Raw genomic sequence first — 21,416 nt, 5'->3', positions numbered from 1 at the left:
AAACAACAAAAAATTAAATTTTTATGCTACATGAACATTAAATCAATTAATCTAATAAGAATTAATAAATCCTATTTTGGACTTATTATTTTTTATAGTACTATGAGGTACATGATTTTATATTTAAAAAGGAAAAAATGTGTCGCAGGAAATTAAACGTCGTTATTTAGGGTTTTTCGGGATTATTTTAGCCTTAGGGTTAATGGCATCTGCTTTTATTCTAGGTCATCAATTTAAAAACTTAAGACAACCCGGTGTTATTACTGTCAAAGGTGTAGCAGAAGCAGAACATAATGCTTCTGTAGGTACATGGCAAGTTCAAGTTTCAGGATGGGGCAGAACTTATGAAGAAGCCATGCAAAACACACAACAAAATTTGAATACAGCTGTTAAATTTCTTACTTCGCAAGGGTTTACTGAGAGTGAAAGAAGCATCGCCAATTTATCAGTAAATCCATACACTGAAGAATATATTGATGATTTTGGTAAAACTCGTTATCGCCAGAATGGTTTTAAGGCTAATCGTTCAATTCATCTTTCAACAAAAGATTTAGCTAAATTACAAAAAACAGTCTCTGATATTCAAAATTTAATCGCTGTAAATCAAAATATTTCATTTTATGATCCAGATTATTATCTTGAAAACTTAGAAACAATTAAACGTGACTTAATTTCCAAGGCAACCCAAGATGCTTATATGAGAGCAGAGCAGTTCGCTAAGACAAGTAATGTCAACGTTGGGTTATTGAAATCAGCATCACAAGGGTATTTTGAAATTAAACCTGTTTCAAGTGCCACTAATGATAGTGATTATGGCGGTGGTTACGATACATCAACGATTGATAAAAAGGTGCGTTTAGTTGTAACAATTCAATATGCTATTGATTAACCTTTTAGATAAGCGGTAAGATTAAGCCATAAATTTGCAAAATCTTATCGTTTTATTTTTGTTTCAAAGGAAATTAAATGTCTTTAGACCTTTCTGAAATTCGTCAGCAGATTACTCAAATTGATCGGGATTTATTAAAGTTACTTTCTGAGCGTCATAGGTTGGCTTTTGACGTTGTTAGAAGTAAAGAAATTAGCAAAAAGCCATTACGTGATATTGAGCGTGAAAAACAATTATTATTAGAACTTGTGAATTACGCACAAGCGGAAAATTACCAACTCGATCCACAATATATTACTCAGATTTTCCAACGTATTATTGAAGATTCAGTTTTAACCCAACAGACTTATTTACAGAATAAGTTAAATCAGCAACGAGAGGAAAGTATTTCGATTGCTTTTCTTGGTATACGAGGCTCTTATTCTCATTTAGTTTCTCGTCAGTTTGTAAAACAAGCTCAAGCACCTATTGTGGAATTAAGCTGTAACTCCTTTGATGATGTGTTTAAAAAAGTGGAATCAGGCGAAGCTGATTACGGAATACTTCCCCTTGAAAACACGACTTCAGGTTCAATTAATGAAGTTTATGATCTGTTACAACACACCGATCTCACCTTGGTTGGCGAATTAGCCTACAAGATCAAACATTGTGTGTTGGGGAATGGTAAAGTCAATCTTTCTGAGATTGATACTATTTACACCCACCCACAACCTGCACAACAATGTAGTCAATTTATTCAAAGTTTAAATAAAGTGCATTTGAAATATTGTGAAAGTAGCTCTCACGCAATGCAAATGGTTGCTCGTTTGAATAAACCTAATGTTGTTGCATTAGGCAACGAAGATGGTGGTAAATTGTATGGCTTGAACGTAATAAAAACAGATATTGCGAATCAAGAAAATAATATCACTCGTTTTATTGTACTCTCTAAATACCCAGTTAAAGTGTCTCCTCAAGTACAAACTAAAACGCTACTATTGATGACAACGACTCAACAAGCAGGAGCTTTAGTCGATGCATTGGTTATTTTTAAGAATCATGATATTCAAATGGTGAAATTAGAATCTCGCCCTATTTATGGTAAGCCTTGGGAAGAAATGTTTTATATTGAACTGGATGCCAATATTCATTCAGAAAATACGAAAAAAGCATTGGCTGATTTAAAAGATGTTACTAGTTATATTAAGGTGTTAGGTTGCTATCCGAGTGAGATTATTGAGCCTGTAAAATTGTAATGCTACTATAAGTTAAAAGCTCTTCTCGTAAACACTAGAAGAGCTTTTATATTTTTAAGCTTAAGGATTAATTATAGAGAATGGATTTTCTCTAATCCTTCTTGGGCAAGTGCTTGTGTCACGCCTTCATCACTTTCTACGCGAGTGATAAATGCATTAAAGTTTTTCACATTTTCAATCGGTAACGCTAAATTTTTAGCCCAACGTAAGATAACGTAGAGATATATATCAGCAGTACTTTTTTGACCAGCTAAGTAATCTTGTTTACTTAGTTGTTCATCTACCAATTTGAGCATATTTAGGACTTTTTGACTTGCCTTTGCTCTTACTGTTTCTTGTGCCGCTTCATCATCAATGAAGTTTTGTGGTCCAAATAAAGGACCAAATCCTTTATGTAAATCTGAATTTAAGAAAGCGAGCCAACGCATGACATTTGCTTTTTCTGCTGGTGTTGCAGTTGCACCGAAAATATGTGCATCTGGATAGACCGCATCGATATAAGTTTGTACGGCTAGATTTTGAGTCACAACGGTGTCTTTATCACTGATTGCTGGAACGGAACCCTGAGGGTTGATTTTTAGATATTCCTCTGATTTGATCGCATCACGATCCATAATTTGAAGTTGATAATCTGCTTTAGCCCATTCTAGTGCAACGTGAGGAACTAATGAGCAAGCGCCAGGAAGAACATATAGTTTCATAATTTACTCCTCATTTTATCTTTGAATTAAAAATTAACATTGCTAATTTTAGAACAATAAAAATAGAAATAAAGAGCTGATTTTGTAAATATTTAATTCTTATTAGTGGATAATATTTATTTCTATGATTCTAAAAGATATTTTCCTTTTTCAATTTTTGTTAAAATATCGTCATGAAAAAAATAACTCAAAATTCTCGTCCTCAATATCGTAGTAAACAACGTTCTAAGCCTAAAATCACATTATCATTGGCTGAGACGAACGTTGTGTTGTTTAATAAACCCCATAATGTATTAACGCAATTTACTGATGCTCAAAATCGTCAAACATTAAAGGATTTTATTCCGATTCCTCATATTTATCCCGTTGGTCGCTTAGATCGAGATAGTGAGGGCTTATTGCTCTTAACCAATAATGGTGAGATACAACACCGATTAGCCAATCCTAAATTTGATAAGCAAAAAACTTATTGGGTTCAAGTTGAAGGTATTCCTGAAGAATCAGATCTAGAAAGGTTGCGGGAAGGGGTAGAATTGAAAGATGGGATAACTAAACCTGCTAAAGTTAAAGCGATTTTAGAGCCTGATTTTAATTGGCAAACTGCCCCCAAGATTCGAGAACGCAAAAATATCCCGACTTCGTGGATTGAATTAAAAATTGCTGAGGGTAAAAATCGTCAAGTGCGCAGAATGACTGCACATATTGGCTTTCCAACGCTACGGCTAATTCGTGTCGGTATTGGAGCTTATTCTCTTGGCGAATTATCTGCGGGAGAATATCGTATCTTAACGGATGCGGAAAAAGCGGAATTATTTAAGAAATTAGGATTAAGTTAACTAAATTATCGTGTGTAAGCGGTTATTTCTGTTGAAAATTTTGCAAATAGCAAAGAATTTTGATTTTAAAGAGAGTAAACTAGGCAAAGTTTTTATTACGAGGGCATAAAAATGGCAATTTTATTAACAGGTGGAGCAGGTTATATTGGCTCACATACAGTGGTTGAATTACTTAATCAAGGCAAAGAAATTGTAGTATTGGATAATTTTTCAAATTCATCCCCCGTTGCTTTACAACGTGTAGAAGAAATTACGGGAAAATCATTCAATTTCTATGAGGGTGATGTACTTGATAGAACAATTTTACGTAAGGTTTTTGCTGAAAATAAAATTGAGGCAGTGATTCATTTCGCTGGACTAAAAGCTGTTGGTGAAAGTGTACAGAAACCATTGCATTATTATCAAAACAATGTCACTGGTTCGATTGTTCTTGTCGAAGAAATGCTAAAAGCGAATGTGAATACGTTAGTATTCAGTTCATCAGCAACTGTTTACGGTGATCCAAAACAAATTCCGATTACTGAATCTTGCGAAGTAGGCGGAACAACCAATCCATATGGTACTTCAAAATATATGGTAGAGCGTATTTTGGAAGATACTGTTAAAGCCTTCCCACAATTTAGTGCCGTTGTGTTGCGTTATTTTAACCCAGTGGGCGCACATTCTAGTGGCTTAATTGGTGAAGATCCAAATGGTATACCAAACAATTTATTACCTTATATTAGCCAAGTGGCAGTGGGTAAATTAGAACAGCTATCAGTTTTTGGTAGTGATTATGATACTCCTGATGGCACAGGCGTACGTGATTATATTCACGTGGTTGATCTTGCTTTGGGACACTTAAAAGCGTTAGAAAAACACCAAGATGATGCAGGATTCCACGTTTATAACTTGGGAACAGGTGTTGGCTATTCTGTACTTGATATGGTCAAAGCATTTGAAACTGTAAACGATATTCAAGTGCCTTATAAATTAGTAGATCGTCGTCCTGGTGATATTGCGGTTTGCTATTCAGATCCGAAGAAAGCACTTGAACAGTTAGGATGGAAAACAGAGCGTGATTTAAATCAAATGATGCAAGATACGTGGAACTGGCAAAAAAATAATCCAAATGGTTACAAGGATGCATAATGACAGAAACTTCTAAGCCTTCTATTTGGCAACAGATTTTTACTAAAAATATGTTGCTCTGTATTTTCACGGGTTTTAGTTCAGGGCTACCATTGTATGTATTATTTCAATTAGTCCCTGCTTGGCTATCATCTTCTGGTGTAGATGTGAAAACCATCGGATTTTTTACTATCATTGGTTTTCCTTATACATGGAAATTTTTAATTTCCCCATTGCTAGATAGATATTACCCGAATTTTTTAGGCCGCCGTCGTAGTTGGATGTTTATTACTCAGATTGGCTTACTTGCCTTATTGGCACTGTTAGGTCAATTTAATCCGAGTGAAAGTATTCAGGTTGTTGCTGCTTTATCTGCTTTAGTCGCAGTCTTCTCCGCAGTGCAAGATATTGTGATTGATGCCTATCGTCGTGAAATTCTCAGTGATGAAGAGTTAGGATTAGGAAATTCTATCCATGTGAATGCTTATCGTATTGCAGGATTAATCCCTGGTGGGATTTCATTGATCTTGGCGGATAGCTACCCTTGGCAAACAGTCTTTATTTTTACGGCTTTATTTATGATCCCTGGGTTAATTTTATCGCTCTTTTTAAGCAAAGAGCCTAAAGTTGTACAGGTTGATCGTAGTTTACCGTTTTATACGACATTCACTTTACCTTTTAAAGAGTTTTTTAGTCGCAAAGGCTTATATGCAGGCTTTGGGTTAATTTTCTTTATTTTCTTATATAAATTTGGTGATTCATTAGCAACTTCGCTACAAACTAAATTTATTTTAGATATGGGATTTAGTAATACCGATATTGGTACCGTTGTTAAATTAAATTCATTATGGGCTTCCATCATTTCTGGTATGGTGGGGGGCGTTATGATGATACGCTTGGGCGTTAATCGCTCCCTTTGGGTATTTGGCTTTGTACAGCTTATTACTATTTTAGGCTTTGTTTGGATGGCGAGCTATGGTAAGTTTGAAACCATTGGTACCTACGAGTTATTTGTATTAACCGTTGTCATTATTGGTGAATATATTGGGGTTGGATTAGGTACTGCCGCCTTTGTTGCTTTTATGGCAAGGGAAACTAACCCACTTTACACAGCCACTCAACTTGCTATATTTACTAGCTTAGCTGCTATTCCAAGTAAAGTGATTGGAGCATTTTCTGGAGTGCTTGTAGCTGATTATGGATACTATACATTTTTCTGGATCTGCTTTGTTGTTGGTATTCCTGGGATGCTAATGCTTTTTAAAGTTGCTCCTTGGTCTGTCAAAAATGATGCTTTGGTCAAGCCATAACAGAATACAAGCGGTCAGTTTTATAATTTTATTTGCAATTAAGGAATAATTAGTAAAGTTATTCTTTGTTATTTCGTTATATTAAGAGGTTCTTATGAAAATTATTTTATTAGGTGCACCAGGTGCAGGGAAGGGTACACAAGCACAATTTATTATGAAGAAATTTGGTATTCCACAAATTTCAACAGGGGATATGTTCCGTGCAGCTATTAAAGAAGGAACTGAATTAGGTAAACAAGCTAAGGCGTTAATGGATGAAGGTAAATTAGTGCCTGACGAATTAACTGTTGCATTAGTTAAAGATCGTATTGCTCAACCAGATTGTGCCAATGGATTCTTATTAGATGGTTTCCCTCGTACGATTCCACAAGCTGATGCATTAAAAGATGCAGGCGTTAAAATTGACTTTGTTTTAGAATTTGACGTAGCAGATGAAGTGATTGTTGAACGTATGAGCGGTCGTCGAGTGCATCAACCATCAGGTCGTACTTACCACGTTGTTTACAATCCACCAAAAGTAGAAGGTAAAGATGATGTAACAGGCGAAGACTTAATTATTCGTCAAGATGATAAACCAGAAACAGTGTTAGATCGTCTTGCTATTTATCATAAACAAACTAAGCCTCTTATTGCTTATTACACTGCAGAAGCTGAAGCAGGAAATACACAATATTTCCGTTTAGATGGTACTCAACCAGTAGAAACAGTTAGTGCAGAATTAAATAAAATTTTAGGGTAACGGTAATAATGAAAAGTAACGGAAATTTTTGTTAAAAATTCGTTGCTTTTCAATTTTTGTTATTATATATTCTTGCCCATTGAATTTTTGGAGTCGTTATGAATATCAATTTTATGAACCATCATCATCACCATTTACCTGATTAATCTTTCGGGCATTTGGGTGTGTTCGGAAGAAACTTCCGAGCATAAAATGTGATAACGACTGTTTAGAATATTTTACCCCTCGGGAGTCCCACTTCCGAGGGGTTATTTTTTGACATAATGAAACTATTTTTAAAATAAACTAAGAAGGAAAAAAGCAATGTTGTTTTCAAATGAGGTGGTTATCTCGATCATCGTTTTACTTGCATTAAGTTTAATGCGGATTAACGTCGTTATCGCGTTAATTATTGCTGCACTGACTTGCGGTATTTTAGGTAATTATGCCGATGGAGTGACTTTAAATGAGGCTCTAACTAACACAGTATCTAGCTTTACCAGTGGGCTTGGTGGCGGAGCAGAAACAGCGATGAATTATGCCGTATTAGGTGCATTTGCCGTTGCCTTATCGAAATCGGGTGTAACTGATTTATTGGCTTATAAAGTGATTAAATCATTTGGGAAAAGCCCATCAGGTCGCTCTGTATTTTGGTTCAAATACATTATTCTTTTCACATTAGTCGCCTTTGCGATGTCTTCCCAAAACGTAATTCCTGTTCACATTGCCTTTATTCCGATTGTTGTTCCACCACTTTTAGGGGTAATGAATCAATTAAAAATTGACCGTCGTGCAGTCGCTTGTGCAATTACTTTCGGTTTAACTGCAACCTATATGTTTATTCCAGTGGGTTTTGGACAAATCTTTATTGAGAATGTATTAGTTAAAAACATTAATCAAGCAGGCGAATCATTGGGATTAATGGCAAATATTGGTTCAGTCACGAAAGCAATGGCAATTCCAGTCACTGGGATGGTATTAGGTTTACTGACAGCAATGTTTGTGACTTATCGTAAACCTCGTACTTATCAAGTAGAAAGTAATAAGGCGGGTGTAGAAAGCATTGAAGATCGTGTTGCAAGAGTAAAACCTTTCCACATTATCATCAGTATTGTGGCAATTGTGGCAACTTGTTTAGTCCAACTTGCCATGAATTCAACTATTTTAGGTGGTTTAGTCGGTTTGGTGATCTTTGCTTTAGGCGGGGTATTTAAGCTTAAACAAAGTAATGATATTTTCCAAGATGGCTTACGCTTAATGGCAATGATCGGTTTTGTAATGATTGCGGCATCAGGCTATGCAAATGTAGTTAATTCAACGGGTGGTGTACCAGAATTAGTTGAAAGTATTCGTGGTGTGATTGATAGCAAAGCAATGGCGGCATTCCTCATGTTATTAGTGGGCTTATTTATCACAATGGGAATCGGTTCTTCATTCTCAACAGTACCAATTATTGCGGCAATTTATGTACCACTTTGTATTTCTTTTGGATTTTCTCCTTTAGCAACAATCTCTATTATCGGAGTTGCTGCTGCGTTAGGTGATGCAGGTTCACCAGCTTCAGATTCAACATTAGGACCAACATCGGGTTTAAATGCTGATGGTAAACACGATCACATTTGGGATTCAGTAGTACCGACTTTTGTTCACTACAATATTCCACTACTTGTATTTGGTTGGATTAGTGCGATGGTATTATAAATTTGGATTATTTAACTAAAGATATGAGTGATTATAGTCACTCATATCGAAAAATAGACAAAAAATAGATAAGAAGTTATCACTTGTAATACAAAAAACTATAATTTTGATAAAAAAAAGTATTGCATAACATAAAAATTTTTGTATATTGATATAGAATCTTGAAAAGATTAACATTTTTATAACAATGACAGTGGAGTGAAACCATGAATAAATTAACACAACTTTCTTTAGTTGCTCTTGCAGTAGCCTCAGGCTCTGCAATGGCAGCTCCTAAAACATTCGTTTATTGTATTGAGGCTTCGCCTTCATACTTTAACCCTCAATTAGGGACTGACGGAGCAACTTTAGATTCATCAGGTCGTCCTATTTTTAATGGTTTAACGACATTTGAAAGTGGCACAACAAACGTAATTCCTGCATTAGCAGAGAGTTGGGAAGTATCTGATGATGGTAAAAGTTATACTTTCCATTTGCGCAAAGGGGTAAAATTCCACAGTAATAAAGAATTTACACCAACTCGCGACTTTAACGCGGATGATGTAGTGTTCTCATTCAATCGCCAATTAGATCCAAACAATCCATATAATAAGGTGTCTGGCGGTAACTATGAATATTTTATCGGTATGGATATGCCTAATATTTTAGATAAAATAGAAAAAATAGATGATTATACTGTTAAAATTAGCTTAAAAGTACCAAATGCACCATTTTTAGCAAATTTAGCGATGGATTTTGCTTCAGTTTTCTCTGCTGAATATGCTGATGCTATGTTAAAAGCTGGTACACCAGAAAAAGTGGATTCAATGCCAATTGGTACTGGACCATTCCAATTTGTTTCTTACCAAAAAGATTCATCTGTACGTTTTAAAGCATTTGATGATTATTGGCAAGGAAGGGCGAAGATTGATCGCTTAGTATTCTCCATCACACCTGATGCTTCAGTACGTTATGCAAAATTAACTAAAGGTGAATGTCATGCAATGCCATATCCAAATCCTGCGGATATCGAAAAATTACAAAATGACCCGAATATCAATGTGATGACTAAGCCTGGACTTAATATTGGCTATTTAAGTTTTAACGTACAAAAAGCACCATTTGATAATACCAAGGTTCGCCAAGCATTAAGTTATGCAGTAAATAAACAAGCAATTGTAGATGCGGTATATCAAGGTTCTGGACAAGTTGCTAAAAACCCAATTCCACCAACAATGTGGTCTTATAATGATGATATTCAAGATTATGATTACGATCCTGAAAAAGCAAAAGCATTATTAAAAGAAGCGGGTTTTGAAAATGGGTTTGATACAGAAATTTGGGCAATGCCAGTTTCTCGTCCTTATAACCCAAATGCACGTCGTATGGCAGAATTAATTCAACAAGATTGGGCAAACGTAGGTGTGAACTCTAAGATCGTAAGTTATGAATGGGGTGAATACCTTAAACGTATGCGAGCAGGCGAACATGCTGTGGGTATGATGGGATGGACTGGTGATAATGGTGATCCAGATAACTTCTTAAATACATTATTAAGCTGTGCAGCAATGGAGCAAGGATCTAACTATGCTAAATTCTGCTATCAACCATTCAATGAGCTGGTGAGTGAAGCAGCTCAAAAAGTCGATAAAGAAAAACGTACAGAGTTATATAAACAAGCTCAGGTGGTATTCCATGAGCAAGCTCCATGGATCAATATCGCACATTCAACAACTTACTTCCCAGTACGTAAAGAAGTAAAAGGATATGTGGTGAGTCCATTCAGCTTACACGATTTTTATTCTGTTGACTTAGAAGAAACAAACTAATATCGTACAAAACTTGGCGTTGCTGTATTTATTATTTCAAATGAATATGGCATCGCTTATTTTTTAATATTAAGCGGTGAGATTGCTAAGCTATTTTGTAAAATGTCTTAGCAATCTGTCTCGTTTATCAATGAATACAGAGATTCTCAATGTTTCAATTTATTCTTAAGCGCATTTTAATGGTTATTCCTACTTTCTTAGCAATAACCTTAATTACTTTTGCTTTAGTACATTTAATCCCTGGTGATCCTATTGAAATTCGAATGGGGGAGCGTGGGCTATCTCCTGAATTACATCTTGAAATGATGAAACAGCTAGGGTTGGATTTACCTCTTTATCAGCAATATTTCAATTATATTGTTGGGATTTTTCATGGGGATTTAGGTAACTCATTCCGAAATAATGAACCCGTCTTAAAAGAGTTTTTTACCCTTTTCCCTGCAACAGTAGAATTAGCCTTCTTTGCATTACTTTGGTCTTTAGTATTAGGGATTGTCTTAGGGGTAATCGCCGCGGTTAAAAAAGACTCGTGGATTTCACATACGGTAACATCACTCTCTTTAACAGGATATTCAATGCCGATTTTCTGGTGGGGATTGATTCTCATTTTATACGTTTCAACGCCTTTAGGCTTACCTGCATCAGGGCGACTGCCTGCGGAATATTGGATTGACGTTGATACTGGATTTATGCTGATCGATACATGGCGTTCGGATGAACCGGGGGCATTTATAGCCGCAATCGAGTCACTTATCTTACCGGCGATTGTATTAGGTACTATTCCGCTTGCCGTGATAACCCGTATGACACGTTCTTCAATGTTGGAAGTGTTGGGAGAAGATTATATCCGTACCGCAAAAGCCAAAGGACTCAATACAACTCGAGTGGTTGTGGTACACGCGTTGCGTAATGCGCTTATTCCTGTTGTGACTGTTGTCGGTTTGATTGTGGGACAATTATTATCAGGTGCAGTTTTAACGGAAAATATTTTTTCATGGCCGGGAATCGGTAAATGGATCATTGATGCAATTAATTCACGTGATTATCCAGTGTTACAAGGATCAGTGCTAATTATTGCGACGATCATTATTGTAGTGAATCTACTTGTGGATCTCATTTATGGTGTGGTTAATCCACGTATTCGCCACAATTAATTTTATTTTGGAGTGATTAAATGTCTAATGTGGAAACCTCTCCAGTACCATTAACGCCCTTACAAGAATTTTGGCACTATTTCCGTCAAAATAGAGGGGCGTATGTTGGTTTAGTTTTTATTTTTATCGTTTTTCTTGCTTGTGTGTTTGCTGGTGTGGTAGCACCTTTCGATCCGATTGCACAAAATAGGGATGCATTACTTTTACCGCCAGCTTGGTTTGAAGGTGGTGATTGGCAATTTATTCTTGGAACAGATGATATCGGTCGTGATATTCTTTCTCGTATCATTTATGGTGCAAGATTGTCGGTATTTATTGGATTACTGATTGTATTAATGTCTTGTGTGCTTGGTGTAATGTTGGGCTTATTTGCGGGATATTATGGTGGATTAGTCGATATCTTCATTATGCGATTTGTTGATATCATGTTAGCGATTCCAAGTTTACTACTAACTATTGGTGTCGTAACCATTCTTGGTCCTTCCCTTGTCAATGCTGCTATTGCGATAGCGGTCGTTTCCGTACCAAGTTATGTACGTTTAACTCGAGCATCTGTATTAAGTGAAAAAAATCGTGACTATGTGACCGCTTCCAAAGTAGCGGGTGCGGGTGTTTGGCGTTTAATGTTTATTGTGATTCTTCCAAACTGTTTAGCACCATTGATCGTCCAAATGACAATGGGGATCTCGAATGCAATTTTAGAATTAGCAGCATTAGGATTCTTGGGAATTGGGGCTCAGCCACCAACACCAGAATTAGGCACAATGCTAGCGGAATCTCGTGGTTTTATGCAATCTGCGAACTGGTTGGTAACCATTCCGGGAGTAGCTATTCTGTCTTTAGTACTTGCATTCAACTTAATGGGTGATGGTTTGCGTGATGCACTTGATCCAAAACTTAAACAATAGGAGCGTCCAATGGCATTATTAGAAGTAAAAGAGCTTTCTGTCCATTTTGGCGATCAAAAATCTCCGTTTAAGGCAGTGGATAGAGTAAGTTATAAGGTCAACGAAGGTGAAGTATTAGGGATCGTTGGAGAATCTGGCTCGGGTAAATCCGTTAGCTCTCTGGCGGTAATGGGATTAATCGATTTTCCCGGAAAAGTCCTTGCTAGCGAATTAAAATTCGATGGACAAGATTTATTAGCATTAAAACCTAAAGAAAAACAAAAAATTGTGGGTGCTGATATTTCGATGATCTTCCAAGATGCAATGACCAGTTTGAACCCAAGCTATACCGTGGGTTATCAAATTATGGAAGCATTAAAAGTGCATCAAGGTGGATCAAAATCCAGCCGTCGTCAGCGCACGATCGAATTATTAGAAATGGTGGGCATTCCTGATCCAACTTCACGTTTAGATGTTTATCCGCATCAATTATCAGGTGGTATGAGTCAACGTGTAATGATTGCTATGGCGATTGCCTGTACACCTCGTTTATTGATTGCAGATGAACCAACAACAGCATTAGACGTAACGATTCAAGCACAGATTATTGATCTTTTACTTGAATTACAACGTAAAGACAATATGGCGTTGATTTTAATTACACACGACCTTGCGTTAGTGGCGGAGTCGGCACATCGAATCATTGTAATGTATGCAGGGCAAGTTGTTGAAGAGGGTAAAGCACAAGAGATCTTCAAAGCACCACTACACCCTTATACCCAAGCATTACTCAAAGCCTTACCTGAATTTGCTGAAGGGAAGTCACGGCTACAATCATTACCGGGTGTTGTACCGGGAAAATACGATAGACCAAAAGGTTGCTTGCTTAATCCTCGTTGCCCTTACGCAACTGATTTATGTCGTCAACAAGAACCTGAATTACGAGAATTAAATGGTCGTCAAGTGAAGTGCCATAGCCCATTAAATGAAATGGGTGTTCCAACAGTTATTTAGATTTTTACTTCTTCATTATGCAAAGCATAACGATAGGGAGTGAGTGGGAATAAAAAATGCAAAACAATACAGAAAACGCACCGCTTCTTAATGCGGTGGATTTAAAGAAATATTATCCTGTTAAGAAAGGGATGTTTGGTAAGCCTAAATTAGTTAAAGCCGTTGATGGGGTATCTTTTACGCTAGAAAGAGGGAAAACCTTAGCCGTTGTAGGTGAATCTGGTTGTGGAAAATCAACATTAGGGCGAATGCTCACCATGATTGAAAGACCAACTGAGGGCGAATTATTCTATAACGGACAGAATTTTCTTGTTAATGATAAGGAAACTGAAGCATTACGCCGTAAAAAAATTCAGATCGTCTTCCAAAATCCTTATGCATCACTAAATCCGCGTAAGAAAGTTGGAGCAATTTTAGAAGAGCCTTTACTTATCAATACTGATTTTTCAGCAACGGAGAGAAAAGAAAAGGTATTGAGTATGATGGAAAAGGTTGGATTAAAACCCGAATTTTATGATCGTTATCCGCATATGTTTTCGGGAGGGCAACGTCAGCGTATCGCCATTGCTCGTGGATTGATGCTTGAGCCTGATATTGTTGTTGCCGATGAACCTGTTTCTGCACTTGATGTGTCCGTACGTGCGCAAGTACTTAATTTAATGATGGATCTTCAAGAAGAAATGGGCTTATCTTACGTGTTTATTTCTCATGATCTTTCTGTAGTAGAACATATTGCAGATGAAGTGATGGTAATGTATCTAGGACGTTGTGTGGAGCAAGGGGAAACGACAGCAATTTTTAGTAACCCGAGACATCCTTATACGCAAGCATTGCTCTCAGCAACACCACGATTAGAACCAGAGAATCGTCGTGAAAGAATAAAATTAACGGGCGAATTACCAAGCCCACTTAACCCACCGAAAGGTTGTGCATTCCACGCTCGTTGTCGTATGGCTAAAGATATCTGCCAACAAGAACGACCAGAATTAAAACAGTATGCAGATGGTTCAAAAATAGCCTGTTTTATGGTGGAGTAACAATAAGTTACATTCTATTTTAAGAAGACAAGCGGTCATTTTCTGATAAACTTTTGCAAAGTTTTAGAAGGAAATGACCGCTTTTTCGATCCTGAATGCATATTATGGTTCTATAAAATAGGATAGCGGTTTGATAAGTGATGGACTCTAGTTGAGTATGAGCATATAAAAGAATAATTTAATTAAACTGGATAGATAGGAAATAATGAAAAGAACAAAAACAAGTAAAATTAGACTGTTTTTATATTATTATTTTACTTTATTTATTTTATTGAGTATTGGAATCTCTATACTATCATTGACAATGGATTTAGTTTCATTTTTTTTATTTGATAGTAAGTGGTTTGTTCCTGTGCCAATAAAATATTACTTTGGATTAGCCATAATGTCTTTTTTTATAACCATTTATTCTTTATGGATTAAGGGTGTTTTAAGATGAATTTTTTAAAATGGATGATGAAAATTTACTCATCAAATATGATGCTTGTTTTCTATGCACTACCTCTTATGATTTTATTTAGTATAGTGCTAATATTCCCTACTTTTTTTCTAGGATTTTATATTGGAAATAATAATATAGTAAGAAATATTATAATTTACTGGTTTGGTTCTTTTATGGTTTTAGAGATTATTTTAAGTATTATCTTTATAACTAGTTATTTTATATTAGAAAAGTATAGAATAAACATTAAGTGGATCTTATTTCATGGAGTAATTAGTTTATTTAATATTATTTCTTATAGTAGTTTTTTTATAATAGATTTAATGGCATTATTCTTTATTTATATTAGTTCAGTTGCATTTTTAGCAACGTTTTATTTAGCACGCAAACAAATGAAGATGTTGATTTGTTGATCTTTTTTTTAAAGAGGAGTGTTTAAAAACTAATATCAATCTTTCTAGAAAATAAGCGAAGTAATACACTTGATTAAAAGCAAAAATAACAAATGGAAATAAAAATGTTAAAAAATATAAACTTTGAATATATTGAGAAAATATATCTTAAATACTTTTATCTCTTGGTGATAAGTAGCATTATTTTTGTTTTTATTAGCTTTTTTCTAATGTTTGATGTGTATCTTTATAATCAAAAATATATCTTTTATATAATGGTCAACAGCATATTGGTTTTACTTGTTTTCTTAGAGTTAATATTGTGTATAGCAATGATAATTAAATTTATTTTTTTTAAAATAGAAATATCTTTTTATTTTTATCTTCGGTGTTTTATATTTTGTTATTTTTAAATTTTTTTATTATACATTCAAAGCTATGGTTGTCTATGGTTTTTTTATGTGATTTTTTCCTATTTTATATTAAAGGAATAGTAGATAATAATAAGTTGCAGAAGGGGTGAAATGATTTTTGGCAATCCTGATAAGTTTGCAATTCATTGCGATATAGTAAAAGAATGGAATGATGATTATTTTTGGGTAAATGGTATTTTTAATGTTTATATTCAAGGGAAAATGATTGTTCCAGAAGTTGCTGTGTCAGAATTGAAATTTACTTTAGCAAATATAGAAAATAATGTTTTAGATGCATTACAGACGCAAATTTCTCTGGATGAATTAAATTCTGAGTTATTTTTAGGGTTAAGCAGTCCAGAAATGGAAGATAAATCTATTTTTATATATTACTTTTTTACATTAGAAAATGATTTTATCTTTATAAAAAACAACCAATATGAAAATATTTTTAAGTATAATAAGAAATATATACATAATATTTTATCTGATATTGTACTTTGGAAAAAGTCAATTTTATTCTTTATTGATTAAAATAAATTATTGTAATTTATAATATTGAAATGGCATTTTTATATAGTGTATTAAATAAAACGATCATTATTATAGATGATGCTATTAATTGATACAAGGGGTTAAAATTTAAACTGAGGATTATAAAATGAAATTTGTCAATGAGCAGGAACTACATAAGCTTTTTACAACAGTTTATTATGATGTAAATGATATACCCTATGAGTCTTTGGTACTAAATGATATTAGAAGGGAATTTAATGGGTATAATTTTTTTCAATATGGGGATTTATTTGAGTATATCATTGCACCATTTAAAGATACGCAACCGTTATCTTATAAGTATTTAATGCAAGGACGATTTTTTTATGGAGTTGAAAAAAGTACAATAGGCCCCCCAATGAGGGATATTACCGAATTAGGTATTATCGTAAATGATAGAGCTTATTTTATTTACTATACTCCGTATGCTAAAAATCATAAAAAATACTCAACCATTCCGTTAGAAATATTAAATTCTTGGTTATATCGAAGTGAAAGATGGGGCATTATGGAAGATACTGTGCATAATGTTTATAAAAGCACGCTTCCTTCAACATTATTAATGCCATTACATTCATTGATTGCTGGTTTTGAAGATAAGAAAGGGTATGCGTTACCCAAATATGTGGATTTTTTAGAGGCGAAATTCAATCATTCATTTAGACAAGAATATGATACAGATGATTTTCTTGATGATGAAAAGTATTTTGAGTTACGCTGTTTACTCGATACCCGCCCAAATGAAAGTTGGGATAAAAGTGGTTTTCAGCTTTTTGTCTCTTCCCATAATCAGGAAAGAAATGTGTATCTTGTTCCCCAAGCGGATGTGTTGAAAATCAAAAAACTAAGCAACCCCGCAGAAGCCATTGACCACTACGCCGCCCACCTTTTCGGCAAAAAAGAGGGGGAATTTGACTTTATGCAATATGCCGAGGATTTCTAACCCCCTATTGCAATAATACAAGCGGTAAGATTTCATTCAAAATTTGCAAAAAATAAGAAGAAACTTACCGCTTTTAAATAGCGAAAAAAGAGGATTCTAAAATGAATTTTGTTAATGAACAGGAATTGCATAAGCTTTTTACAACAATTTATTATGATATGAATAACATACCTTACGAATCTTTATCTCTAACTGAACTAGATAAAGAGTTCGATGGCTATAATTTTTTTAAATACGGGGATTTATTTGAGTATATCATTGTACCATTTAAAGAAACACAACCGCTATCTTATGAGTATTTAATGCAAGGGCGATTTTTTTATGCGGTAAAAAAATCCACACAGCCACCTTTAGAGCCAGATTTGACTCAATTAGGTATTTTAGTAAATGATAGGTGTTATTTCGTGGATTATGCACCTTATCCGTATTCTAAAAATAATAAAAAATATCCAGCTATTCCATTAGCGATTTTAAACTCTTGGTTATATCGAAGTAAAAGATGGGATATTATGGAATATACGATTCATAATGTTTATAAAAGCACGCTTCCTTCAACAACATTAATGCCTCTACATTCAGTGATTGCTGGTTTTGAAGATAAGAAAGGGTATGCGTTACCCAAATATGTGGATTTTTTAGAGGCGAAATTCAATCATTCATTTAGACAAGAATATGATACAGATGATTTTCTTGATGATGAAAAGTATTTTGAATTACGCTGCTTGCTCGATACCCGCCCAAATGAAAGTTGGGATAAAAGTGGTTTTCAGCTTTTTGTCTCTTCCCATAATCAGGAAAGAAATGTGTATCTTGTTCTCCAAGCGGATGTATTGAAAATCAAAAAACTGAGCAACCCCGTAGAAGCCATCGACCACTACGCCACCCACCTTTTCGCCAAAAAAGAGGGGGAATTTGACTTTATGCAATACGCCGAGGATTTCTAACCCCTATTGCAACAACACAAGCGGTAGGATTTTATTTAAATATTGCAAAAATTCAGTTTATATTTGTCTGTTTTTTTAAAGAAATCTTTAAAAGAGGAATGAGTTTTGTAAATTTTCATAACGCAAAGGTTTGCGTAAAAAACTCTTGCCGACAAAGGATCTGATAACAGTTAGAATGAAAAAATTCATCAACAATTATTAATAATTAAGTAGGTTATCGTGAATTCTGTTGAAATATTAGGCTATGTTGCCATGATTCTTGTTGCAGTCTCTTTTCTTTTAAAAGACGTGATCAAGTTACGTATGCTCAATGCACTTGGCTGCCTTTGTTTTGTGATATATGGCATATTAATTGGTTCAATTCCTGTCGCTGGGCTGAATATTTTTGTCGTAGTGGTTAATAGTTACTACATTTATAAAGGGCTTAGCCAAAAAACTCAATCGGCATAGACATTACTTTTATTTTTGTAATATATCCTTGACATTTTATGGCTGAATAGCTAGATTTAGCCCATATTTTATACGTCAGAGGTATCTATGGATTCTAAAAATATTGCACATCAGCTCAAACAAGAGTTTTTCAGTGGGTGGAAAACATTTGAAGTCGTTTGGCTGTTCGTATTTGTTGCCGTTCAAATTGTATTTTATATTCGAGAACCTGATTCCATATTGGGTATGGTTGCGGGTATTTCTGGCATTATTTGTAATGTGTTTATTACCAAAGGAAAAATCAGTAATTATTTCTTTGGACTTATTTTCGCCTATAGCTATTTTTATGTCACCCTTGGGGCTAATTTCCTTGGCGAAATGAATACCACGCTGTATGTTTATATTCCAGCACAATTTATCGGTTATTTTTTGTGGAAACAAAATATGCAAAAAGCCGATGGCGGTTCTGATGCTGTAATTGTTAAAGCATTAACAGTAAAAGGCTGGATTGGCTTATTAGCCTTTGTGGTAATCGGCACATTCTTATTTGTACAAGCCTTAAATGCGGCAGGTGGTAGCTCAACAGGTTTAGATGGATTAACCACAATTATCGTGGTTGCGGCTCAAGCTTTAATGTTACTCCGTTATCGTGAACAATGGCTTTTATGGATTGTATATAATATTTTATCCATGTTTCTTTGGGCGGAAAATCCTGCAATGTATATAATGTATTCAGCTTATTTATTGAATTCATTATATGGTTATTATAATTGGACAAAATTACAAAAAAGTATCGAGGCATAAGAAATAAATCAGAGGTTGAGGGTTCTCAACCTTTGATTTTTCGGCTATTCTTTCATTATATTTTTTATTTCCAATCATAATTTTGCAATTACCATTACCTATTCATCAAATTGATGACGAAACATTAGAGAATTTTTATGCAGAAAATAATTTGCTGCTATTAGATTCACTTCGTCATAATTTTGAGCTGATACAGCAACCCTTTTTTTATATTTGGGGAACAAAGAGTAGTGGTAAGAGCCATCTATTGAAAGCTGTTACAAATCATTATGTGGAAAATCAGCAAACCTCTATTTATATTCCTTTAGAAAAAACGCAATATTTTTCCCCACATGTATTAGATAATGCCGATCAGCTAGATCTCATTTGTTTAGACGATATTCAGATGATTGAAGGTAATGAGGAATGGGAAGTGGCGATCTTTGATCTATTTAATCAAATACGGGAGCAACAAGGGTTATTCAATAATGAGAAAAAAACATTGTTATTGATTAGTGCCGATCGCCCACCTAATTTATTAAAGATCAAATTGCCAGATTTACGATCTCGCTTAACATGGGGCGAAGTCTATCGGTTAGATGAACTGAATGATGAACAGAAACGCATTATCTTGCAACGAAATGCGTACAATAAAGGTTTAGAACTCTCGGATGAGGTGGCTAATTTTCTATTAAAACGAATTGATCGGGATTTAAAAGTCTTGATCGCACAACTTGAATTATTAGATAAAGCCTCGTTACAAGCACAAAGGAAATTAACCATTCCTTTTGTAAAAGAAATTTTAAAATTATAAATGACGCATAAAAACCAATTAGTTTTACACAATATTGCTTGTGAAAGAGGTGATAATCGCCTTTTTGAACATTGTAATGCTCAAATTTCCGAAGGCGAGTTATGGCAAATTGAAGGTCATAATGGCATAGGAAAAACTAGCTTATTACGTATTATTGCCGGATTATCTCCCGCTGCTGAAGGAGAGATACTGTGGAATAATACCCCTATTCTTAAACAACGTTCAGAATACTATGCAGATTTGTTTTATCTTGGGCATCAAGCAGGAATAAAACCTGAATTGACCGCATGGGAAAATTTACGTTTTTATCAAAAAATTCAAGGTTTAGAACAATCTGACGATTTGCTGTGGAATTCTTTAGATAAAGTTTCTCTTATTGGGCGAGAAGAATTGCTTTGCTCTTCTCTTTCTGCTGGGCAACAACGCCGAGTGGCTTTAGCAAAGCTATGGCTCACCCAAGCTCGTTTATGGATTTTAGATGAACCCTTTACCGCAATTGACAAGAAAGGTGTAGAGGAACTCATTATCCAAATTGAAAAGCACTGTGAGGATCAAGGTATCGTTATTTTTACCAGCCATCAATCAATGGCAAGTGAGCGTGTGAATAAATTATCACTTGATCAATTTAAGGTATTAGGATGAGTTTATTTACTATCATTCAACGTGAATTAACCATAGCCTTTCGTAAGCCAGCGGAAATTTTAAATCCGTTGTGGTTTTTTCTTATTGTAATCACTATGTTTCCTTTATTGATGGGACCTAACCCTGACTTACTGGGCAAAATTGCCCCCGGTATTGCTTGGGTTGCATCAGTGCTTTCTGCTTTGCTTTCATTTGAACGTTTGTTTCGTGATGATTACTTAGATGGTTCTTTGGAACAATTCATGTTACTTCCTACGGGATTATCGCAAGTCGCCTTGGCTAAAGTGATTGCTCATTGGCTATTAACAGGACTACCACTTATTTTATTATCTCCCATTACTGCGATACTGCTTTCATTAGATACTGAGGTATGGGGGGCATTGGTACTCACGCTACTATTAGGCACACCGATTTTAAGTTGCTTTGGTGCCATTGGCGTCGCTCTTACCGTCGGGTTACGCAAAGGCGGAACCTTACTCAGTTTATTAATATTACCGCTATTTCTCCCTGTATTAATTTTTGCCGCATCAGTGCTAGAGGCCGCTACATTAGGTTTATCTTATTCAGGTCAATTAGCGATACTTGGAGCAATGCTCGTTCTATCATTAACCTTATCGCCTTTTGCGATCGCTGGTGCTTTACGCATTAGTTTGCAATAA

The 21,416-nt window shown here is 35.0% G+C and carries 21 protein-coding genes and 1 other annotated feature; of the genes, 20 read left to right on the top strand and 1 reads right to left on the bottom strand.

All coding sequences use genetic code 11. From position 1 onward, the window contains the following. Window positions 1-139: 139 nt before the first annotated feature. Complete coding sequence (locus tag A6A10_RS06815) at window positions 140-889, top strand: SIMPL domain-containing protein (protein ID WP_229583599.1); 750 nt, start codon at window positions 140-142, stop codon at window positions 887-889. A 77-nt stretch (window positions 890-966) separates the two neighbouring features. After that, window positions 967-2,124 (top strand): chorismate mutase, encoded by a 1,158-nt coding sequence (locus A6A10_RS06810; RefSeq protein WP_121122379.1) that lies wholly within the window; start codon window positions 967-969, stop codon window positions 2,122-2,124. 71 nt (window positions 2,125-2,195) lie between these two features. Here A6A10_RS06810 and A6A10_RS06805 read toward each other — a convergent pair whose 3' ends face one another. After that, entirely contained in the window at window positions 2,196-2,825 is a 630-nt protein-coding gene (locus tag A6A10_RS06805; protein WP_121122377.1) for a glutathione binding-like protein, read from the bottom strand. A 173-nt stretch (window positions 2,826-2,998) separates the two neighbouring features. On the opposite strand from A6A10_RS06805, the gene A6A10_RS06800 reads away from it, so the two are divergent. The 18 genes from A6A10_RS06800 (at window position 2,999) to ccmB (ending at window position 21,416) form a co-directional block, all read left to right on the top strand. Beyond that, window positions 2,999-3,661, top strand: coding sequence for a pseudouridine synthase (locus A6A10_RS06800; RefSeq protein WP_121122375.1), 663 nt, complete (start codon window positions 2,999-3,001; stop codon window positions 3,659-3,661). 111 nt (window positions 3,662-3,772) lie between these two features. Next, complete coding sequence (gene galE, locus A6A10_RS06795) at window positions 3,773-4,792, top strand: UDP-glucose 4-epimerase GalE (RefSeq protein WP_121122373.1); 1,020 nt, start codon at window positions 3,773-3,775, stop codon at window positions 4,790-4,792. Continuing rightward, on the top strand, window positions 4,792-6,081 hold the full coding sequence (locus A6A10_RS06790; RefSeq protein WP_121122371.1) for an AmpG family muropeptide MFS transporter: 1,290 nt from the start codon (window positions 4,792-4,794) through the stop codon (window positions 6,079-6,081). Before galE ends, A6A10_RS06790 begins: the two co-directional genes overlap by 1 nt. Before the next feature lie 94 nt (window positions 6,082-6,175). Next, on the top strand, window positions 6,176-6,820 hold the full coding sequence (adk, locus tag A6A10_RS06785; protein WP_121122369.1) for an adenylate kinase: 645 nt from the start codon (window positions 6,176-6,178) through the stop codon (window positions 6,818-6,820). Window positions 6,821-6,941: 121 nt separating this feature from the next. Then, window positions 6,942-7,076 (top strand) — a sequence feature (His leader region). 50 nt (window positions 7,077-7,126) lie between these two features. After that, window positions 7,127-8,500: a Na+/H+ antiporter family protein gene (locus A6A10_RS06780; RefSeq protein WP_121122815.1), complete on the top strand. Its 1,374-nt coding sequence runs from the start codon at window positions 7,127-7,129 to the stop codon at window positions 8,498-8,500. 206 nt (window positions 8,501-8,706) lie between these two features. Beyond that, a complete protein-coding gene (locus tag A6A10_RS06775; RefSeq protein WP_121122367.1) occupies window positions 8,707-10,308 on the top strand; it encodes an ABC transporter substrate-binding protein in 1,602 nt (533 codons plus the stop codon). A gap of 149 nt (window positions 10,309-10,457) precedes the next feature. After that, a complete protein-coding gene (locus A6A10_RS06770) occupies window positions 10,458-11,462 on the top strand; it encodes an ABC transporter permease subunit (RefSeq protein ID WP_121122365.1) in 1,005 nt (334 codons plus the stop codon). A 20-nt stretch (window positions 11,463-11,482) separates the two neighbouring features. Further along, window positions 11,483-12,370 (top strand): ABC transporter permease subunit, encoded by an 888-nt coding sequence (locus A6A10_RS06765; protein ID WP_121122363.1) that lies wholly within the window; start codon window positions 11,483-11,485, stop codon window positions 12,368-12,370. A 9-nt stretch (window positions 12,371-12,379) separates the two neighbouring features. Next, window positions 12,380-13,363 (top strand): dipeptide ABC transporter ATP-binding protein, encoded by a 984-nt coding sequence (dppD, locus tag A6A10_RS06760; RefSeq protein ID WP_121122361.1) that lies wholly within the window; start codon window positions 12,380-12,382, stop codon window positions 13,361-13,363. A gap of 56 nt (window positions 13,364-13,419) precedes the next feature. After that, window positions 13,420-14,400 (top strand): peptide ABC transporter ATP-binding protein, encoded by a 981-nt coding sequence (locus A6A10_RS06755; protein WP_121122359.1) that lies wholly within the window; start codon window positions 13,420-13,422, stop codon window positions 14,398-14,400. 1,358 nt (window positions 14,401-15,758) lie between these two features. Further along, window positions 15,759-16,181 (top strand): Imm42 family immunity protein, encoded by a 423-nt coding sequence (locus tag A6A10_RS06750; RefSeq protein ID WP_121122353.1) that lies wholly within the window; start codon window positions 15,759-15,761, stop codon window positions 16,179-16,181. Window positions 16,182-16,308: 127 nt separating this feature from the next. Beyond that, a complete protein-coding gene (locus A6A10_RS06745; protein ID WP_121122351.1) occupies window positions 16,309-17,145 on the top strand; it encodes a hypothetical protein in 837 nt (278 codons plus the stop codon). A 101-nt stretch (window positions 17,146-17,246) separates the two neighbouring features. Then, window positions 17,247-18,089: a hypothetical protein gene (locus A6A10_RS06740; protein WP_121122350.1), complete on the top strand. Its 843-nt coding sequence runs from the start codon at window positions 17,247-17,249 to the stop codon at window positions 18,087-18,089. Between the two features lie 219 nt (window positions 18,090-18,308). Then, window positions 18,309-18,539, top strand: coding sequence for a YgjV family protein (locus A6A10_RS06735; RefSeq protein WP_121122348.1), 231 nt, complete (start codon window positions 18,309-18,311; stop codon window positions 18,537-18,539). An 87-nt stretch (window positions 18,540-18,626) separates the two neighbouring features. Beyond that, the gene (pnuC, locus tag A6A10_RS06730; RefSeq protein WP_121122346.1) at window positions 18,627-19,322 is read left to right on the top strand and encodes a nicotinamide riboside transporter PnuC; all 696 of its coding nucleotides are present in this window, start codon (window positions 18,627-18,629) and stop codon (window positions 19,320-19,322) included. A gap of 82 nt (window positions 19,323-19,404) precedes the next feature. Further along, window positions 19,405-20,115: a DnaA regulatory inactivator Hda gene (gene hda, locus A6A10_RS06725; protein WP_121122344.1), complete on the top strand. Its 711-nt coding sequence runs from the start codon at window positions 19,405-19,407 to the stop codon at window positions 20,113-20,115. Further along, the gene (gene ccmA, locus A6A10_RS06720) at window positions 20,116-20,757 is read left to right on the top strand and encodes a cytochrome c biogenesis heme-transporting ATPase CcmA (RefSeq protein WP_121122342.1); all 642 of its coding nucleotides are present in this window, start codon (window positions 20,116-20,118) and stop codon (window positions 20,755-20,757) included. Continuing rightward, window positions 20,754-21,416 (top strand): heme exporter protein CcmB, encoded by a 663-nt coding sequence (gene ccmB, locus A6A10_RS06715; protein WP_121122340.1) that lies wholly within the window; start codon window positions 20,754-20,756, stop codon window positions 21,414-21,416. Before ccmA ends, ccmB begins: the two co-directional genes overlap by 4 nt.

The organism is Otariodibacter oris, from assembly GCF_009684715.1.
GTDB lineage: Bacteria > Pseudomonadota > Gammaproteobacteria > Enterobacterales > Pasteurellaceae > Otariodibacter > Otariodibacter oris.
The sequence above is the reverse complement of the archived record's forward strand: the minus strand, read 5'-3'. Positions and strand labels throughout refer to the sequence as shown.

What these genes read in the sequence shown, in the direction of transcription:
- A6A10_RS06800 (WP_121122375.1), top strand. Translation starts at nt 2,999, where the DNA reads ATGAAAAAAATAACTCAAAATTCTCGTCCTCAATATCGTAGTAAACAA.
- A6A10_RS06750 (WP_121122353.1), top strand. Translation starts at nt 15,759, where the DNA reads ATGATTTTTGGCAATCCTGATAAGTTTGCAATTCATTGCGATATAGTA.
- A6A10_RS06775 (WP_121122367.1), top strand. Translation starts at nt 8,707, where the DNA reads ATGAATAAATTAACACAACTTTCTTTAGTTGCTCTTGCAGTAGCCTCA.
- dppD (WP_121122361.1), top strand. Translation starts at nt 12,380, where the DNA reads ATGGCATTATTAGAAGTAAAAGAGCTTTCTGTCCATTTTGGCGATCAA.
- A6A10_RS06755 (WP_121122359.1), top strand. Translation starts at nt 13,420, where the DNA reads ATGCAAAACAATACAGAAAACGCACCGCTTCTTAATGCGGTGGATTTA.
- A6A10_RS06765 (WP_121122363.1), top strand. Translation starts at nt 11,483, where the DNA reads ATGTCTAATGTGGAAACCTCTCCAGTACCATTAACGCCCTTACAAGAA.
- ccmB (WP_121122340.1), top strand. Translation starts at nt 20,754, where the DNA reads ATGAGTTTATTTACTATCATTCAACGTGAATTAACCATAGCCTTTCGT.
- adk (WP_121122369.1), top strand. Translation starts at nt 6,176, where the DNA reads ATGAAAATTATTTTATTAGGTGCACCAGGTGCAGGGAAGGGTACACAA.
- pnuC (WP_121122346.1), top strand. Translation starts at nt 18,627, where the DNA reads ATGGATTCTAAAAATATTGCACATCAGCTCAAACAAGAGTTTTTCAGT.
- A6A10_RS06770 (WP_121122365.1), top strand. Translation starts at nt 10,458, where the DNA reads ATGTTTCAATTTATTCTTAAGCGCATTTTAATGGTTATTCCTACTTTC.
- galE (WP_121122373.1), top strand. Translation starts at nt 3,773, where the DNA reads ATGGCAATTTTATTAACAGGTGGAGCAGGTTATATTGGCTCACATACA.
- A6A10_RS06790 (WP_121122371.1), top strand. Translation starts at nt 4,792, where the DNA reads ATGACAGAAACTTCTAAGCCTTCTATTTGGCAACAGATTTTTACTAAA.
- A6A10_RS06740 (WP_121122350.1), top strand. Translation starts at nt 17,247, where the DNA reads ATGAATTTTGTTAATGAACAGGAATTGCATAAGCTTTTTACAACAATT.
- A6A10_RS06805 (WP_121122377.1), bottom strand. Translation starts at nt 2,825, where the DNA reads ATGAAACTATATGTTCTTCCTGGCGCTTGCTCATTAGTTCCTCACGTT.
- A6A10_RS06745 (WP_121122351.1), top strand. Translation starts at nt 16,309, where the DNA reads ATGAAATTTGTCAATGAGCAGGAACTACATAAGCTTTTTACAACAGTT.
- ccmA (WP_121122342.1), top strand. Translation starts at nt 20,116, where the DNA reads ATGACGCATAAAAACCAATTAGTTTTACACAATATTGCTTGTGAAAGA.
- A6A10_RS06810 (WP_121122379.1), top strand. Translation starts at nt 967, where the DNA reads ATGTCTTTAGACCTTTCTGAAATTCGTCAGCAGATTACTCAAATTGAT.